Annotated in this window: 14 protein-coding genes; 7 read left to right on the top strand and 7 right to left on the bottom strand. The window is 65.8% G+C overall.

Features of this window, described 5'->3' with window-relative positions; all coding sequences use genetic code 11:
- Positions 1-273: a hypothetical protein gene (locus AB4Y36_RS06080; RefSeq protein ID WP_069261746.1), complete on the bottom strand. Its 273-nt coding sequence runs from the start codon at positions 271-273 to the stop codon at positions 1-3.
- A gap of 349 nt (positions 274-622) precedes the next feature.
- Here AB4Y36_RS06080 and AB4Y36_RS06075 point away from each other — a divergent pair, with 349 nt between their 5' ends.
- A complete protein-coding gene (locus AB4Y36_RS06075) occupies positions 623-1708 on the top strand; it encodes a Dyp-type peroxidase (RefSeq protein WP_368682539.1) in 1086 nt (361 codons plus the stop codon).
- Positions 1701-2501 carry a family 1 encapsulin nanocompartment shell protein gene (locus AB4Y36_RS06070; RefSeq protein WP_368682538.1) on the top strand — a complete coding sequence of 267 codons (801 nt, stop codon included), beginning with the start codon at positions 1701-1703 and terminating at the stop codon, positions 2499-2501. Before AB4Y36_RS06075 ends, AB4Y36_RS06070 begins: the two co-directional genes overlap by 8 nt.
- Before the next feature lie 98 nt (positions 2502-2599).
- Here the strand turns inward: AB4Y36_RS06070 and AB4Y36_RS06065 are convergent, their stop codons facing one another.
- Positions 2600-4861: a TonB-dependent receptor gene (locus tag AB4Y36_RS06065; RefSeq protein WP_368682537.1), complete on the bottom strand. Its 2262-nt coding sequence runs from the start codon at positions 4859-4861 to the stop codon at positions 2600-2602.
- 235 nt (positions 4862-5096) lie between these two features.
- Here AB4Y36_RS06065 and AB4Y36_RS06060 point away from each other — a divergent pair, with 235 nt between their 5' ends.
- Both AB4Y36_RS06060 and AB4Y36_RS06055 read left to right on the top strand, forming a co-directional pair.
- Positions 5097-5417 carry a pyrimidine/purine nucleoside phosphorylase gene (locus AB4Y36_RS06060; protein ID WP_342946715.1) on the top strand — a complete coding sequence of 107 codons (321 nt, stop codon included), beginning with the start codon at positions 5097-5099 and terminating at the stop codon, positions 5415-5417.
- Positions 5418-5691: 274 nt separating this feature from the next.
- Complete coding sequence (locus tag AB4Y36_RS06055; RefSeq protein ID WP_368682597.1) at positions 5692-6993, top strand: chloride channel protein; 1302 nt, start codon at positions 5692-5694, stop codon at positions 6991-6993.
- Positions 6994-6997: 4 nt separating this feature from the next.
- On the opposite strand, the gene AB4Y36_RS06050 is transcribed toward AB4Y36_RS06055, so the two are convergent.
- The 4 genes from AB4Y36_RS06050 to AB4Y36_RS06035 all read right to left on the bottom strand — a co-directional run bounded on the left by AB4Y36_RS06050 (position 6998) and on the right by AB4Y36_RS06035 (position 11922).
- The gene (locus AB4Y36_RS06050; protein WP_368682536.1) at positions 6998-8146 is read right to left on the bottom strand and encodes an enoyl-CoA hydratase/isomerase family protein; all 1149 of its coding nucleotides are present in this window, start codon (positions 8144-8146) and stop codon (positions 6998-7000) included.
- Positions 8147-8149: 3 nt separating this feature from the next.
- Positions 8150-8935, bottom strand: coding sequence for an enoyl-CoA hydratase (locus tag AB4Y36_RS06045; RefSeq protein ID WP_368605742.1), 786 nt, complete (start codon positions 8933-8935; stop codon positions 8150-8152).
- A gap of 19 nt (positions 8936-8954) precedes the next feature.
- Positions 8955-10679: an AMP-binding protein gene (locus tag AB4Y36_RS06040; RefSeq protein WP_368682535.1), complete on the bottom strand. Its 1725-nt coding sequence runs from the start codon at positions 10677-10679 to the stop codon at positions 8955-8957.
- A gap of 109 nt (positions 10680-10788) precedes the next feature.
- Positions 10789-11922: an acyl-CoA dehydrogenase family protein gene (locus tag AB4Y36_RS06035; RefSeq protein ID WP_368616663.1), complete on the bottom strand. Its 1134-nt coding sequence runs from the start codon at positions 11920-11922 to the stop codon at positions 10789-10791.
- A 178-nt stretch (positions 11923-12100) separates the two neighbouring features.
- Between AB4Y36_RS06035 and AB4Y36_RS06030 the strand changes: the two genes are divergently transcribed.
- The 3 genes from AB4Y36_RS06030 (at position 12101) to AB4Y36_RS06020 (ending at position 15146) form a co-directional block, all read left to right on the top strand.
- Entirely contained in the window at positions 12101-13159 is a 1059-nt protein-coding gene (locus AB4Y36_RS06030; RefSeq protein ID WP_368682534.1) for an AraC family transcriptional regulator, read from the top strand.
- Between the two features lie 74 nt (positions 13160-13233).
- A complete protein-coding gene (locus AB4Y36_RS06025) occupies positions 13234-13509 on the top strand; it encodes a DUF4148 domain-containing protein (protein ID WP_069261736.1) in 276 nt (91 codons plus the stop codon).
- Between the two features lie 335 nt (positions 13510-13844).
- On the top strand, positions 13845-15146 hold the full coding sequence (locus tag AB4Y36_RS06020; RefSeq protein ID WP_069261735.1) for an NCS2 family permease: 1302 nt from the start codon (positions 13845-13847) through the stop codon (positions 15144-15146).
- 314 nt (positions 15147-15460) lie between these two features.
- Here AB4Y36_RS06020 and AB4Y36_RS06015 read toward each other — a convergent pair whose 3' ends face one another.
- Positions 15461-15751, bottom strand: coding sequence for a DUF1488 domain-containing protein (locus tag AB4Y36_RS06015; RefSeq protein WP_069261734.1), 291 nt, complete (start codon positions 15749-15751; stop codon positions 15461-15463).
- Between the last annotated feature and the right edge of the window lie 321 nt (positions 15752-16072).

Here is a 16072-nt window from a genome sequence, read left to right as displayed (position 1 = left end):
TCAGGCCGTGCTCTCGGCCCAGCTCCCCGTCGCGTGGAAGCGGTCGATGCGCTTGCGGGCGTCGGCGTAGGCTGCGTCGAGCGCGGCGTCGGGACCGGTGTAGTTGCGCATCATGTCGTGAAAGCGCACGCTGCGCCCTTCGACATGGGCGTCCGCGCCATGGCGGCAGATGTAGCCGCTGTAGTGGAACAGCGGCTCGGGCGCGCGCGGCCCGAACGCCGGAATCGGCAGCACCCAGATCTCGAAGCCTTCATGCTCGGTGTGGTCCCACATGCTGTGTCTCCTGTCGACCCGGAGTTAGCGCTTCAGCGCTTACTCCGGTCCCATGCAAAGCTGTCGATCCGGAGTTAGCGCTTCAGCGCTTACTCCGATCCCATGCAACGCTGTCGATCCGGAGTTAGCGCTTCAGCGCTTACTCCGGTCCCATGCAAAGCTGTCGATCCGGAGTTAGCGCTTTAGCGCTTACTCCGGCCTGCCCATCAGGGCACGTCGATCATCACGATGACTATCGTCGCACGGCACCCACTCGCCTGCAAACGGCCGTTTTCCCCGACTTTGGCTAAACTATGCGGGCGCAGCAAAACCCAAACCGACTCTGGACTCACGAGCGATACCCCACATCATGACGCCGGCCTCTCTCACGCAGGAACCGCAGTCCGTCTCCAGCGCCGTCACGCGCAATGCCTTCTTCATCGTCGCGACCGTCAACGACGACGCCGCGAGCCGCGCCACCGTACGCGCCTGGTGCGCCGACGTCGCCAACCTCGTGCGCGCGGTCGGCAAGCGCGTGCCCGCCGGCAATCTGTCGTGCGTGGTCGGCTTTTCGTCCGACGCATGGGACAAGCTGTTCGGCGAGCCGCGCCCGGCCGGGCTGCACCCGTTCCGCGAATTCGGCACGGGCGAGCGCAAGGCCATCGCCACGCCCGGCGACATCCTGCTGCATATTCGCGCCGACGAAACCGACCTGTGCTTCGAGCTGGCCACCCAGCTCATGACGCGCCTGGAAGGCGCGGTCACGACCGTGGACGAAGTGCACGGCTTTCGCAACTTCGACATGCGCGCAATGATCGGCTTCGTCGACGGCACCGAGAATCCGACCGGCAACGAAGCCGTCCATTTCACGGTGATCGGCGAAAACGAAGATCCCGAATTCTGCGGCGGCAGCTACGTGCTCGTGCAGAAGTACATGCACGACATGAAAGGCTGGAACGCGCTTTCCGTGGAGGCGCAGGAGCACATCATCGGCCGCACCAAGCTCCAGGACATCGAACTGGACGAAGCCGTGAAGCCGAGCTGGTCGCACAGCTCGCTCACCACGCTCGAAGACGACGCGGGCAACGAGATCAAGATCCTGCGTGACAACATGCCGTTCGGCCGGCCCGGTTCGGCCGAATTCGGCACCTACTTCATCGGCTACGCGCGCTCGCCCGAGCCGATCGAACAGATGCTCGAAAACATGTTCGTCGGCCTGCCGCCCGGCAACTACGACCGGCTGCTCGACTTCAGCCGCGCCGTCACAGGGGGGCTCTTCTTCGTGCCGTCGCAGACGCTGCTCGAAGCGGTCGCCGAAGTCGACCCGGGCGCCGCGCCCACCATCGAGGTGAGCGCCGCCAACACATCAGAAACAGAAACCGAGTCTGCCGCCGCGCCCAGCGCGGACGGCTCGCTCGCCATCGGATCCCTCAAAGGAGCACCCCGGTATGAATAACCTCCATCGCGAGCTGGCGCCCATTTCCACGGCCGCGTGGTCGCAAATCGAAGAAGAAGTTGCGCGCACCTTCAAGCGCTCGCTCGCGGGCCGCCGCGTCGTGGACGTCGAGGGCCCCGGCGGCCCCGCGCTCGCGGCGGTCGGCACCGGCCACCAGAACGGCATCGAAGCGCCGCTCGAAGGCATCCGTGCGCGCCAGCGCGAAGTGAAGGCGATCGTGGAATTGCGCGTGCCGTTCGAACTTTCGCGCGAAGCCATCGACGACGTGGAGCGCGGCGCCGAAGACTCCGACTGGCAGCCGGCCAAGGACGCGGCCACGCGCCTCGCGTTCGCGGAAGACCGCGCGATTTTCGACGGCTACAAGGCCGCGCAGATCACCGGCATCCGCGAAGGCTCGTCGAACCCGATCCTGCCGATGCCCGCCGATATCGCCGATTACCCGACGGTCATCGCCAAGGCGCTCGAACAGTTGCGCCTGCAAGGCGTGGACGGCCCGTATGCGGTGCTGCTCGGCTCCGATGCGTACACGGCGGTGAGCGAAGCGAGCGACCAGGGTTATCCGATTCTCGAGCACATTCGCCGCCTCGTGAATGGCGAGATCATCTGGGCGCCGGCCATCGAGGGCGGCGCGATCCTGAGCACGCGTGGCGGCGATTTCGCGTTCCACCTCGGGCAGGACGTATCGATCGGCTATTCGTCGCATGACGACAAGAGCGTGAAGCTGTATCTGCAGGAGAGTTTCACGTTCATGATGCTGACCTCCGAGGCTTCGGTGGCGGTGAAGCCGGAGTGACCCTGCGCTGATTCTCGCAGGCCACGAAAAAGGGGCGTCTCCTCGCGAGCGCCCCTTTTTTCATGCCTCGCCGAAAGCGACGTTAGCGGCGTGCACGATCACTGATAGAAGTTCACCGTCACCACCGCCGAGCGGCCCGGCGCCCAGGTTGCGTAGATCGGATACGCGCTCTGGTAGTACGCCTTGTCGAAGATGTTGTTCACGTTGAGCTGCAGATCGATTTTCTTCGACACACGCCACGTCGCCGCAGCATCGAAGCGCGCATAGCCCGGCGTCCACTTGCGCGACGTCGCCGAAACCGATGCATACGTCAGGCTCGAAACCGTTGCGCCCGCACCCACCGTGAGCTTTGGCAGCACGTCGTAGCTCGTCCACAGCGTGAAGTTGTGCTTGGGCACCATCACCATCGGCAAGCCGGAGAGCGTGGGGCTCGCCGGGCCGGCATCGGTCGTGATCGCATCGAGATACGAATAGCCGCCGAACACGGACCACTTGTTCGTCACGTTGCCCGCGAAACCGAACTCGAAGCCGCGCACGCGTTGCGAGCCCGCGTTGATCGTGCCGCCCAGGCCGTCGCTCACGCGCGCGTTCGTCTTGTCGGTCTGGAACAACGCGGTGGTGAGCGAGAGGCGCTGATCGAGCACGTCCCACTTCGCGCCCACTTCGATATTGCGCGAGCGCTCGGGCGCGAGGTCCTTGTTCGTGGCCGTGATCTGGTCCGTGCCGCCGCCAAGGCCCGAATTCGAGCCCGGCGGATTCGCCGAGGTGCCGTACGACGCATAGAGGCTCAAGGTCGGCACGGGCTTGAACACGAGGCCGAACTGGTAGCTGAAGAGATTCGACGTGTTCGACAGATCGGCTACGCCCGCCTGTTGCGCGCTCACGTCGTAGCGGTCGAAACGCAGGCCCGCATTGAAGATCCAGCGCTCGGAAAGCTGCACGCTGTCGAACATGTACGCCGAAGCGATATTCGTCTGCGTATGCGTGGCAGGTCCCGGGAAGCTCTTGTCGCCATTGAGGACGATGCTGCCCGTCCACGGGTTATTCGGGTTCCAGTTGTTGATCGACGCGCAGTTGTACGCAACCGAGCACGGGCCGCCCGAGCGGATGTTGTTGCCCGCCGAATCGGTCACGAGATAGCCCTCGTACAGGTCCTGCTCGTGGCTGAATTCCACGCCCGCCGTGAACGTGTGGCGCATGCCGTAGAGTTCGAACTTGCCGTTTGCCTCGGTCTGGTTCGCGACGCTGTTGGTCGCGTACTTGCCGCTCTTGGCCTGCAGGCTGAGGATGTTCGAGGTCGCGTTCGTCAACTGCGGATTGGTCGCCACGTAGTCGAGCGTCGAGCGGCCGAACATCGTGGTGTTCTTGATCTTCCACGCGTCGTTGATGCGGTGCTCCACCTTCACTTCGCCCGTATCGGTCTGGCCGTAGCGGTAGTCGCGCGAGTTCAGGCCGTAGAACTGGCCGCGGTTGGACGACACCGGCGTGCCGCCCGTCGAGCGGAACGGCACGCTGAAGTCGGGCATGTCGTAGGTGTTCAGGTGGTAGTAGCTCACCGTGACCGTGGTCGGCGTGTTCAGGCCGAACGCGATCGAGGGCGCCACGCCCCAGCGCTTGCTGTACACATCGGTGCGGCCCGCCTGGTCGGCGTCGTGGCCCATGGCGTTCAGGCGGAACGCGGTGGTGTCGTTGAGCGTCTGGTTCCAGTCGATGGTGGCGCGCCTGTAGCTATCGGTGCCAAGGCCCACGCTGCCGTTGATGAAGTTGTCGGCCTGCGGCGTTTTCGTCGTGATGTCGATGCTGCCGCCTACCGACCCGCGCCCGGCATACACCGAGTCCGGACCCTTGATGACGCTGATGTTCTGCACATCGAAGGTTTCGCGGTTCTGCACGCCCGAGTCGCGCATGCCGTCCACGAAGATCGAGTTGCGCGACTCGAAGCCGCGAATCACGGGCCGGTCCGCGGACGGATTCGCCGCCGCGTCGCCGCCCAGGAACGTGATGCCGGGCACCGTACGCAGCGCGTCCTGGAACGTCGTGACGTTCTTCTGCTTGAGCACCTCCTCAGGAATCACCGTGATGGAGCGCGGCGTGTCGATGAGCGGCGCGGTGAACTTGTACGACCCGAGCGTTTTGGTCTGCATCTCGGAAGGCGCCGAAACGACCTTCACGGTGGGCAGCGTGCTTTCCGTGGCCGCAGTAGACGATGCGGGCGGTGCTGCCGCTGCACTCGCGGCGGCAGGACTATCGGCGGCGGGCGCGGTTTGCGCGTGAACGAGCGGCGATGCGAAGAAACCGGAGCAATAGAGCGCAGCGACGGAGGCGATGGCGCGCATCCGCGTCGGGAAATGGACGGACATGAGTAGGCGAGTTGGTCGGCGAATTGTCGTAGTTGCAAATGCGCATGATTCTCATTTGTGATAGCGATTGTAATAACTGGTCATTTGTTTGTAAATATCCAATTCGCAAACCGAATGGCTGTACGGCGATGCCATGCGCCCGCCGCGCCCGACTGCCGGTATGATGGCGGCCTCGCCCCGGACGAGAAGTCGTCCCGGCGCCCGGTTCCATTCACGAAGACAGAGGAAGACCGCCATGACGGCAGCAGCACAATTCGACCAGGTTTCCGTAATCAAACGCGCCAACGTCTACTTCGACGGCAAGTGCGTGTCGCACACCGTGCTGTTCGCCGACGGCTCACGCAAGACGCTCGGCGTGATCCTGCCGGGCACGCTGAACTTCGGCACCGACGCCGCCGAACTGATGGAAGTGCAGGCCGGCCAGTGCCGCATCCGCCTCGAAGGCACCGACGAGTGGAAGACCTACGGCGCCGGCGAGTCTTTCTCCGTGCCGGGCAAGAGCCGTTTCGACATCGAAGTGGTCGAGACGCTCGACTACGTTTGCAGCTACCTGTAAGCGCTGCATCGATTCGAACGCCCGCCGCGTGACGCGCGGCGGGCGTTTTCGCTTTTGCCGAACCTTGGGGGGGACGTGCCGGGCGCGCTGAACGTGCTCGACGCGCCGCCCCCATGCCCTCGCTACAATGGGCGCCAGCCCGTCGCCTGGCGACTCCCACGCCTGTCTTGCCGCCGTGTCATCCTTCCCGCACCAACCCGCGCCCCAACCCGCGCCGCGCCCGCGCGCCACCGCCGTTCGTCCGCCGCCACGCAGCCCGCTCGTCACGCTGGCGATGGTGACCGTGCTCACCGGCATCGGCGCGGGTCTCTCCGGCATGCTGCTCGCGCTGCTGCTGCATGCGATCCAGCACGTCGCCTACGGCTACGGCGCGGGGCACATCATCGGCGAGGAGAGCTTTCTGCAGGGCGTGACCGATACCGCGCCCTCGCGGCGCGTGGCGGTACTCGTGGCGTGCGGGCTGATCGCCGGAGGGGGATGGTGGGCGCTCTATCGCTACGCGCGCCCGCTCGTGAGCATCAGCGCGGCGATCAAGCCGGGCGGCAAGCGCATGCCCATTTTTGCGACCACCGTGCACGCGCTGCTGCAGATCGTGACCGTCGCGATGGGTTCGCCGCTCGGGCGCGAAGTCGCGCCGCGCGAGATCGGCGCCGCGTTTGCGAGCTGGCTCGCGAAGCGCACCGGCCTCACCGCCGCGGAGCGCCGCGTGATGATCGCGTGCGGCGCGGGCGCGGGGCTCGCGGCTGTCTACAACGTGCCGCTGGGCGGCGCGATGTTCGTGCTCGAAGTGCTGCTCGGCACGTTCGGCTGGTCGGTGGCGGTGCCGGCGATCAGCACCTCGGCCATTGCGGCCGTGATCGCATGGATCGGTCTCGGCGACGCGCAGCAATACCACGTGCCCGCCTACGGCATCAATGCGCAGCTCGTGGTGTGGTCGGTGCTCTGCGGGCCGGTGTTCGGCGCAGCCGCGCACGGTTTCGCGCGCCTGACGAGCCGCGCGCGCGACGCCTCGCCCAAAGACTGGCGGATGCCGCTCTACACGCTCGTCAATTTCGCGGGCATTGGCCTGCTGGCCGTCTGGTTTCCGCAGTTGCCCGGCAACGGCAAGGGCGCGGCCGGCCTGAGCTTCGACGACAATCTCGGCATTGGCCTCGCGGCGACGCTGCTCGTGCTGCGCGTCTTCATCACGACGACCACGTTGCGCGCAGGCGCCAAGGGCGGCCTGCTCACGCCAGGGCTCGCGAACGGCGCACTGCTCGCCATCGTGATCGCCGGGCTCGTAAACCATGTGTGGCCCGGTCTGTCGCCGGGTGCATTTGCGATCGTCGGCGCGGGTGCGTTTCTCGCGTCCTCGATGCAGATGCCCATCACCGCGACCGTGTTGATTCTCGAATTCACTCACGCGAATCACGATCTTGCGATTCCGTTGCTGCTCGCCGTGGCAGGTTCGGTCGCCACGTTGCGGCTGCTGACGCGTGCGCAGGGCCCCTCCCACGGCACGCCAGCAGTTGGCGCCGAACGTGAACTGCGCCTCGCCGCCCTGCGCGAGCCGTCGGCGCGCGAGTCTTCCGACTGAACCGTTATGCGCCGAGGTCCGCCAGCGGATGCGCCTCGCCGCGCCACGGCGACGCAAGAAAATGCTGCACGCGTTCGGTCCGCACCTCGACGAGCGTGGCGGGCGCCCAGCGCGGCTTGCGATCCTTGTCGACGAGATGCGCGCGCACGCCTTCGCAGAAGTCGCCCTCTTCGATCGCACGGCCAACGATGCCAAGCTCCATGCGGAAGCACTCGGCGAGCGTCATCTGGCGGCCTCGCAACAGCGCTTCGCGCGTGACTTCGAGCATCGTCGGCGAATAGCGCGTGAGCGCTTCGAGTGTGGCTTCGAGCCACGCTCGTTCGGCTTGCGCGTGTTCGCGTTCGAGGTCGGCGCGCAGCGATGCGACGATCTGCTCGACACGCAGACGGCGGTCGAAGTGCCGCACGATGAGCGGCGTGAAGGAAGCGAGCGCACCATCGTTAGCCTCGTGACACGGCGCGACGAATACTTCGCGTAACGAAGCATGCACATCGCCCGACCATTGCGCCGCCAGCAGACGCGCCTCGTAGCCATCGAGCCATTCGCCCGGCACGCAGGCATCCGCAAGACCGCAATGCAGCGCGTCCGCGCCGCTGAGCATCGCACCGGTCAGGCCCACGTAAAGCGCCATGTCCACCGGCATCTTCGCGAGGAAGTGCGTCGCGCCCACATCGGGCAAGAGCCCGATGCGCGTTTCCGGCATCGCGATCTTCGTGCGCGAAGTCGCCACCCGCAGCGCCGCCGCCTGGCCGAGACCCATGCCACCGCCCATCGTCACGCCGTCGAGCAGGGCGACGAGCGGCTTGGAAAACGTGTGCAACGCGTAGTCGAGGCGATATTCGTCGACGAAGAATTGTTGCCAGCCATTCGCGCCTTCGCGCGCTTTCTCGCGTGCGAGCCGATAGATCGCGCGCACGTCGCCGCCCGCGCAAAAACCTTTCGGGCCCGCACCTTCCAGCACGAGCGCGACGATGCCGTCGTCTGTGCGCACGCGTTCCAGCAGCACAGCCAGCTCGCGCACCATGGCGTGCGAAAGCGCATTGAGCGCAGCGGGCCGGTTGAGCGTGACGATCGCCACGCGATTGACCACGCGAAACAGCACGTCCTGTTCGGCTTCCGTTGCAGCCTGGGCGGAAGCGGGTGTTGCATTCATTGCCTAGTTCTCCGTTTCAATGTGCCAGCGTGGCTTGCGCTTCTCCAGAAACGCGTTGACGCCCTCGCGCTGGTTGGGCGAATCGAACAGATCGACGAAGCGCTCGCGCTCGACGGCGAGCGCGGCGCTGCGCGGCACGCCGTCGCGCGCCTGATGGATCAGCGATTTGCTGAAGGTGACCGCCTGCGGGCTCAAGCCCGCCACGCGCGCGGCCATGGCGAGCGCGGCCTCGCGCGCGCCGCCGGTTGCGACGACTTCTTCCACGAGACCGATGCGCAGGGCCGTTTGCGCGTCCACGCGTTCGCCCGTAAGGATGATGCGCTTGGCCCAGCCTTCGCCCACGAGCCAGGGCAAGGTCTGCGTGCCACAGCCGGAGGGCAGCAGCCCCACGGCAGGCTCGGGCAGCGCGAGTTGCGCATGCTCTTCGGCAATGCGGATATCGCACGCAAGCGCGCACTCCAGGCCGCCGCCCATGGCATAGCCGTTGATCGCCGCGATGACCACGGGCCGCGCCTTCTGCAGCGCCTCGAATGCCGCGCCGAACGCGCTCGCCGCCGTGCGTGCGACCTCGCGATCGCCACTGGCGAAGGCGTTGAGGTCGGCGCCCGCGCTGAAGAACTTCGGCCCGCTGCCGGTGATGACGACCGCGCGCACCTGCGGCTCGCGGTCGAACGCCTCGATGACCTGCTGCAGCTGACGCAAGCCGTCGACTGTAAAGGCATTCGCGGGCGGCCGCGAAAGCGTGAGCAGGGCCACCGCGCCCTCATGCGCGTACTCGAATTCGATCATTTCGGACTCCGTGTGGATATCAGCGCAGCTCGGGGAAATCCTCTTCCCAATACTCGTCGGGCTGACGCGCCGGTTCGGCGCTGCGCTCCATTTCGCGCCGGCGCAGCTCGACGCGGCGGATCTTGCCCGAGATGGTCTTGGGCAGGTCGCTGAACTGCAGGCGGCGAATGCGCTTGTACGGCGCGAGCTTTTCACGCGAGAAGCGGAACACCTCGCGTGCGAGTTCGGGGCCCGCCTCGAAGCCCTGACGCACGATGACGAAGGCCTTCGGCACGGACAGGCGCAGCTCGTCCGGACTCGGCACGACCGCCGCCTCGGCGATCGCCTCGTGTTCGATCAGCACGCTCTCCAGTTCGAACGGGCTCAGGCGGTAATCGGACGACTTGAACACGTCGTCAGCGCGGCCCACGTAGACGTAATAGCCGTCGTCGCGGCGCAAGGCCACATCGGACGTGTGGTAGTAGCCGTTGCGCATGGCGTATTCGCTCGCCTTCGCGTTGTTCGCGTAGCCCGTCATTAAGCCGAGCGGACGCTGCGCCGAATCTCGCCCAATCGGCAGCGCGATTTCGCCCTCGCTTGCGGGCTGATCGTCGGCATCGACGAGTTCCACGCGGTAGCCCGGCAGCGGCCGTCCCATCGAACCCGCCACCACGGGCTGCCCCGGCGAATTGCCGATCTGGCAGGTCGTTTCGGTCTGGCCGTAGCCGTCGCGGATCGTAATGCCCCACGCGTGGCGCACGCGCTCGATGATCTCGGGATTGAGCGGCTCGCCCGCGCCCACGATCTCGCGCAGCTTCACTGCATAGGTTGCGAGCGGCTCCTGCACGAGCATGCGCCACACCGTGGGCGGCGCGCACAGCGTGGTCACACCGCATTGCACGATGGCGGCGAGCGTGTCTTTCGGCACGAAGCGCGCGTAGTTGTAGACGAACACGCAGGCCTGCGCGTTCCACGGTGCGAAGAAGCAACTCCACGCATGCTTGGCCCAGCCCGGCGAACTGATGTTCCAGTGGACGTCGCCGGGCATGAGGCCGATCCAGTACATCGTCGAAAGGTGGCCTACGGGGTAGCTCTCGTGCGTGTGTTCGACGAGCTTGGGCTTCGAGGTCGTGCCCGAGGTGAAATAGAGCAGCAGCGGGTCGGTGGCGCGCGTCGGGCCGTCGGGTTCGAACGCGGGGCTCGCTTCGTACGCGCGCGAAAGGTCGATCCAGCCTTCGCACGCACCGGGCGCCGCGCCTACCGCGATGCGCTTCACGCTCGGGTCGAGTGCATCGAATTTGCCGAGTTCGGCGGCGTCCACGACGACGCAGCGCGCGCCGCCCGTTTCCACGCGTTCGCGCACGTCGTCGGGCGAGAGCTGCGTCGTGGCGGGCAGCACGATGGCGCCCAGCTTCATCGCCGCCAGCATCACGTCCCAGAGTTCGACGCGATTGGGCAGCATCAACAGCAAGCGGTCGCCTCGCGTCACACCCTGCTCGCGCAAAAAATTCGCCATGCGCGACGAACGCTCCGACATCTGCGCGAACGAATAACGCGTGCCGCCGTCCGCGAGGTCGTCGACGATCCAGAGCGCCGGGTTGTCGTTGCCGCGTGCCATCACGTCGAAGTAGTCGAGCGCCCAGTTGAACGTGTCGAGCTTCGGCCACGCGAATTCGTCGTACGCGCGTGCGTAGTCGGTGCGATGACGCAGCAGCAGCTCGCGTGCGTCGATGAAGGCCTGCGCGGAAGGGGTGAACCCGGTCATCGTCGTCTCCTGTCGAGCCGGAGTTGGTGCAATGCACTTGCTCCGGTCCCATGCATAGCTATGGCGCATAAGCGCTCGCTTTTTATTGCTTCGTCTTCCTCACTTCACTTCAAAGCTGCCGAGCAATCACCATCCTCTGCACTTCGCTCGTGCCTTCGTAAATCTGCGTGATGCGTGCATCGCGGTAGTGACGCTCCACCGGATAGTCGTTCAGGAAGCCGTAGCCACCGTGAATCTGAATCGCGTGCGAGCACACTTCCTCGGCCATTTCGGAAGCATAAAGCTTGGCCTGTGATGCCTCGGAAAGACACGGCTTGCCAAGCGTACGCAGCCGCGCTGCATGATGCACGAGATGACGCGCGGCGTTGATGCGCGTATGCATGTCGGCAAGCAGGTTGGCCACGCTCTGATGCTTGATGATGGGCTCGCCGAACTGCACGCGTTCGTGCGCATAGGCACGCGCCGCATCGAAGGCCGCGCGCGCGATCCCCAGCGCCTGCGCCGCAATGCCAATGCGTCCGCCTTCGAGGTTCGCAAGCGCGATCTTCAGCCCTTCGCCGCGCTGGCCAAGCAGGTTCGCTTCGGGAATCGCACAGTCGACGAGCGAGATCGGGCAGGTGTCCGACGCGCGGATGCCCATCTTCTTCTCATGGGGCCCGACGTTGAAGCCCGGCGTTTCGGTCGGCACGATGAACGCGGAAATGCCGCGCTTGCCGGCGTCGGGATCGGTCACGGCGAACACGATGGCAATGTTCGCGCGCGAGCCGTTGGTCACGAACTGCTTGTTGCCGTTGAGCACCCACTTGCCGTCGCGCAGCTCGGCGCGCGTGCGCAGGTTGCTCGCCTCGGAGCCCGCCTGCGGCTCTGTGAGGCAAAACGCGCCGATCAGCTCGCCGCTCGCGAGCTTGCCGAGCCAGCGGTCCTTCTGCGCGTCGGTGCCGAACTGCAGGATCGGCCCGCAGCCCACCGAGTTGTGCACGCTCACGAGCGTCGCGCACGAGGCGCAGCCGGCCGCGATCTCTTCCATGGCGAGCGCGTAGGCCACGTAATCGGTGTACGAGCCGCCCTGCTCCTGCGGCACGATCATGCCGAGAAAGCCCAGTTCACCCAGTTGCTTGACGACCTCGTCGGGCAGCTTGCCGTCGCGATCCCATTGCGCCGCATTCGGCGCCAGTTGCCCGCTCGCAAAGTCGCGCGCGGCGTCGCGAATCATGCGCTGATCGTCGGTATAGAACTCGTCCATGTGTGTCCCCTTCCTGTGTCTCTTGCGCTTGCCTTCCACTTTGGCGCGATGCGGCCCCGGCGGCAAGGCTTACGAAAAGTGTAGGCACGCGAGCGGCCGTATTCGATGCCCGCCACGCTCAAACTCGCTGATCGGATTTACCATGTCGGCTGCGATCAACCCCTTGGGAGGCGGTTCTATGCAACCGGCGAGAACCCAAACACTGAGCGAAAAAGGCACGATCTCGATGAGCCTCGTGAACGAGACGCTGGCGCTGGCGCGCGCGGGCGGCCTCGAAACCGCGCCACTCACGGATGCCGCCGGCATCGCGCCGGCCGTGCTGCTCGCGCCCGGCGCGCGCGTGAGTGCGGCGCAATACGGCCAGTTGTGGTCGGGCATCGCGCGCGCGCTCGACGACGAATTCTTCGGCCAGGATTCGCACGCGATGAAAAGCGGCAGCTTCATCGCCATGACGCACTCGGCGCTCGGCGCCAGCACGGGCCGCCAGGCGCTGCAGCGCGCCGTGCACTTCATGCGGCTCGTGCTCGACGATCTCTCGGGCGAGATCGACATCGACGCCACGCGCGTGCGCGTCACGCTCTCGCACCGCGCGGGCAAACCCACGCCCACCCTGTTCGCGTACGCGACCTGGTTCATCCTCGTCTACGGGCTCGTGTGCTGGCTCGTGGGGCGGCGCATTCCGCTTCTCGCGGCGCGCTTTCGCTGCCCGCAGCCCGCCGCCGCGCACGAATACCAGCTCATGCTCTGCGACGACATGGCATTCGATCAGCCGGCCACATGGTTCGAATTCGCGCCCGGTTTTCTCGAACTGCCCGTGATCCAGACCGCCAGCTCGGCGCGGGCGTTTCTGCGCAACGCGCCCGGCAACTTCGTCGTGAAGTATCGAAATCCGGGCTCGTTCGCGGCGCGCGTGCGACGCGCGCTGCGCGCCCTGCCCGTCGCCGCGTGGCCCGATGCCGACGCCATCGCGCAGCAGCTGAACGTGGCGCCCGCCACGCTGCGCCGGCGGCTGAGCCAGGAAGGCCACAGCTGCCAGTCGATCAAGGACGAATTGCGCCGCGACCTGGCGATCGCGGCGCTGCAGGAGCCGGGCCGCCCGGTCGCCGATGTCGCCGCCGCTGTGGGGTTCGCGGAGCCGAGCGCGTTCCATCGGGCGTTCCGCAAATGGACCGGACAGCGCCCGACCGACTACCGCACGGCAAGCAACCGCCAAGACGCTTCGAAGCACCGCGGGTAGCCCTCGATCCCCCTTTGAGTTAATGAGATAGCGCCTATACTTTTAGGGTTATCCCTAATACGAAAGGCCTTGCCATGAACTCCCTTCCGCGTGTGACGCTCGGCGTCCTCGCCGCAGCGTGCTGCTTCGCGTCGGCTGCGGCGGTGGCCCAACCGTACGATCCCTCGCAACCGCTGACTCGCGCCCAGGTCCGGGCGGATCTGATCGAATGGCGGCAGGCGGGCTACGATCCGCTCGACTGGATCGACTACCCGGAAAACGCGCAACGCGCGGGCGCGATCGTCGCGCAACGGCGCGCGGCGCGCGGCGGCGCCGGATATGGCGCTCCCGCCGGTCAAATGCAGCAGTAATCGCTTGATTGCAGGACAGGCCGCAGTCACCCGGCACCAGGCGAAGCAACGCCCGGCGCCTGCGAGCGGTCGTGTCCATTTCCTCCCGCCACGGGCGCGATTCGCCGCGCCTTCTCACGCTTGCTACAGCAACGCGCGCTGTTGTACCCGTTCCACGCTCACGACGGCTTTTCTGCGCTCGACGGACAATTGTTTACAATCGCGCCCGTAGCCGCGCGCTGCGGCATGCGCGCGTGTGCATGGGCACGTCAAGGACCTGCCTGCGCCGACTACGCGCAAGACACCACACCAACAAGCAGCGAACAACCCGCTCGACTCTCAAGGGCCCGATCTTCATGGACGCCATCAAACGCTATTTCGGTTTCGAAGAAGCAGGCACCAACCTGCGCACCGAAGTGCTCGCCGGTATCACGACTTTCCTCACGATGGCTTACATCATCTTCGTGAATCCGGCCATTCTCGGCGACGCCGGCATGCCGAAGGAAAGCGTATTCGTCGCGACCTGCCTCGTCGCGGCGCTCGCCTCGCTCGTCATGGGCCTCTACGCGAACTACCCGATCGCGCTCGCGCCCGGCATGGGCCTGAACGCGTATTTCGCCTATACGGTCGTGAAGGGCATGGGCTTCACGTGGCAGGCCGCGCTCGGCGCGGTGTTCATCTCCGGGTGCCTGTTCTTCATCGTCACGCTGCTGCGCGTACGCGAGGCCATCGTCAATGGCATTCCACATTCGATCCGCGTGTCGATCACGGCGGGTATCGGTCTGTTCCTCGCGATCATCTCGCTGAAGACCTCGGGCGTGGTGGTCGGCAGCCCGGCCACACTCGTCGAGCTCGGCAACCTGCACGATCCGCACACGATCCTCGCGATCATCGGCTTCTTCGCGATCGTCACGCTCGACGTGCTGAAGGTGCGCGGTGCGATCCTGATCGGCATCGTGGGCGTCACGATTCTTTCGTTCTTCTTCGGCGGCAACCAGTTCCACGGCATCTTCTCGCCGCCGCCGTCGATCATGCCGACTTTCGCACAGCTCGACATCAAGGCGGCGCTCTCCACGGGCGTGCTCAACGTGGTGCTCGTGTTCTTCCTCGTCGAGCTGTTCGATGCGACCGGCACGCTGATGGGCGTGGCCAACCGCGCCGGCCTGCTCGTGCACGGCAAGATGCACCGCCTGAACCGCGCGCTGCTCGCGGATAGCACCGCGATTCTCGCGGGCTCGGTTCTCGGCACCTCGTCGACCACGGCGTATATCGAAAGCGCGTCGGGCGTGCAGGCGGGTGGCCGCACCGGCATGACCGCACTCACCGTGGCCGTGCTGTTCCTCGCGTGCCTGTTCGTCGCGCCGCTCGCGGGCGTCGTGCCGGGCTACGCCACGGCGCCGGCGCTGCTCTACGTCTCGTGCCTGATGCTGCGCGAACTCGCCGATCTGCCCTGGGACGACGCCACCGAAGTCGTGCCCGCCGCTCTTACGGCGCTTGCCATGCCGTTCACCTACTCGATCGCCAACGGTGTGGCGTTCGGCTTCATCTCGTATGCGGGCCTGAAACTCCTCACGGGCCGCGTGCGCGACGTGAAGCTGATCGTGTGGATCATCGCCGCCGTGTTCCTGTTCCGGTTCTTCTATCTCGGCAACGCGTAAAAGCAAAAGGGTGGCTTCGCGCCACCCTTTTTGTTTTGATACGCCGCTGCCGCCCCCTCAGCATCAAACTTCCCAGCCGCATCACTGCCCCGCACGGCACGTGCTTCTTATGATAGGGAACTATCGTCAGATTCCCTGCACACAGGAGCCGCCACGTGGCAACGGACTCCGCCGCATCCGAACGCTACACGAAACCCGCCATCTTCTAGCGGCAACGCGGCAACCGCGTAAACGAACGCCGCGCCCCAACGGGCGCGGCAAGCAAACTCAGCTGGACGGAAAGCGCCCGCGTCCTGCGGGCGCTTTTTTGTCGACTACGCGTTGGCGTGCGCCTGCACGAAACGCACGTAGCCGCTGCGCAGCACGAGACACTGCGCACGTGTTTCGGAGAGCAAACGGCGCGCGCAGGCCTCGATGCGGTCGCGATGATGGTCGAACGCGCTGAGCATGTCTTCGGCGCGCGGCGAAGCCGCCCCGAAGTGATCTTCCAGCGCCGCCGCCGTGATCAGACACTCCACCCGCTCGCCATCGATCATCGCCGGAAACGCCAAGGTCAGGTCTGGGCCCGAGTACTCGGGCACCTCTTTCGGAAACATGATCTGCATGGGGGTCGCCTTTGGTGGAGGGTGAAAAGGCCGCGTTCAACCGCCTTCGGGCTGCCCCAACCTGGTGCCTGAGAACACCCGATCCGGCTCGCGCGGATCAACACCAACCCTTGCAAACTACACGTTCGCGCAGGTTGATTTGATTCACTTTAGACGACTTCCTGCCGCCCGCAAGGTCGACGTTGTCACATGCCTGAAATAGCCGGCGGCGGCGTCGTCCGAGCCCTGTTTCGCGGGTGCAGCAAGCGCGTGCGCCGTTGCGCGCAAAGATACTCTCCTCCCGGCCCTGCGCCAACGCGCTGCGCCGGTTGCCGCATCGCA

This window comes from Paraburkholderia sp. BR10936, from assembly GCF_040965735.1.
Lineage (GTDB): Bacteria > Pseudomonadota > Gammaproteobacteria > Burkholderiales > Burkholderiaceae > Paraburkholderia > Paraburkholderia nodosa_A.
The sequence above is the reverse complement of the archived record's forward strand: the minus strand, read 5'-3'. Positions and strand labels throughout refer to the sequence as shown.

Bases quoted from the DNA above. Each gene is read 5' to 3' on its own strand.
- AB4Y36_RS06080 (WP_069261746.1), bottom strand. From the start codon at position 273: ATGTGGGACCACACCGAGCATGAAGGCTTCGAGATCTGGGTGCTGCCG.
- AB4Y36_RS06075 (WP_368682539.1), top strand. From the start codon at position 623: ATGACGCCGGCCTCTCTCACGCAGGAACCGCAGTCCGTCTCCAGCGCC.
- AB4Y36_RS06070 (WP_368682538.1), top strand. From the start codon at position 1,701: ATGAATAACCTCCATCGCGAGCTGGCGCCCATTTCCACGGCCGCGTGG.
- AB4Y36_RS06065 (WP_368682537.1), bottom strand. From the start codon at position 4,861: ATGTCCGTCCATTTCCCGACGCGGATGCGCGCCATCGCCTCCGTCGCT.
- AB4Y36_RS06060 (WP_342946715.1), top strand. From the start codon at position 5,097: ATGACGGCAGCAGCACAATTCGACCAGGTTTCCGTAATCAAACGCGCC.
- AB4Y36_RS06055 (WP_368682597.1), top strand. From the start codon at position 5,692: ATGGTGACCGTGCTCACCGGCATCGGCGCGGGTCTCTCCGGCATGCTG.
- AB4Y36_RS06050 (WP_368682536.1), bottom strand. From the start codon at position 8,146: ATGAATGCAACACCCGCTTCCGCCCAGGCTGCAACGGAAGCCGAACAG.
- AB4Y36_RS06045 (WP_368605742.1), bottom strand. From the start codon at position 8,935: ATGATCGAATTCGAGTACGCGCATGAGGGCGCGGTGGCCCTGCTCACG.
- AB4Y36_RS06040 (WP_368682535.1), bottom strand. From the start codon at position 10,679: ATGACCGGGTTCACCCCTTCCGCGCAGGCCTTCATCGACGCACGCGAG.
- AB4Y36_RS06035 (WP_368616663.1), bottom strand. From the start codon at position 11,922: ATGGACGAGTTCTATACCGACGATCAGCGCATGATTCGCGACGCCGCG.
- AB4Y36_RS06030 (WP_368682534.1), top strand. From the start codon at position 12,101: ATGCAACCGGCGAGAACCCAAACACTGAGCGAAAAAGGCACGATCTCG.
- AB4Y36_RS06025 (WP_069261736.1), top strand. From the start codon at position 13,234: ATGAACTCCCTTCCGCGTGTGACGCTCGGCGTCCTCGCCGCAGCGTGC.
- AB4Y36_RS06020 (WP_069261735.1), top strand. From the start codon at position 13,845: ATGGACGCCATCAAACGCTATTTCGGTTTCGAAGAAGCAGGCACCAAC.
- AB4Y36_RS06015 (WP_069261734.1), bottom strand. From the start codon at position 15,751: ATGCAGATCATGTTTCCGAAAGAGGTGCCCGAGTACTCGGGCCCAGAC.